This is a genomic window from Pseudomonas sp. SIMBA_041 (assembly GCF_046535095.1).
Taxonomy (GTDB): Bacteria; Pseudomonadota; Gammaproteobacteria; order Pseudomonadales; family Pseudomonadaceae; genus Aquipseudomonas; species Aquipseudomonas mucoides.
On record NZ_JAWRXJ010000723.1, the window covers coordinates 1 to 248 of the forward strand.

Below are 248 nucleotides of genomic sequence, written 5' to 3' on the forward strand. Positions count from 1 at the left end.
AGATCATATCGGTGATAGCCTGGCATGCGCCCGGAGCATCACTAACATCGCTAAAAAATGCCTGATATTGCCGGGACATGATCTCAGTAAAACTGCTGAACGCCTCCAGTAACAACTCATCAATTCCTGAAAAATAGTAGGTCATCGATCCCAACGGTACCCCGGCAAGGGTAGCAATTTTGCGGTGCGTAACAGCATGTATTCCGTAAAGTTTCACCGCCTCCAGCGTGGCCTGGATAATTTTTTCT

1 pseudogene is annotated in these 248 nt (G+C 47.6%); it reads right to left on the reverse strand.

From position 1 onward, the window contains the following. Positions 1–248 (reverse strand): annotated as a pseudogene (rcdA, locus tag SB725_RS33005) (DNA-binding transcriptional regulator RcdA); the annotation flags it as partial.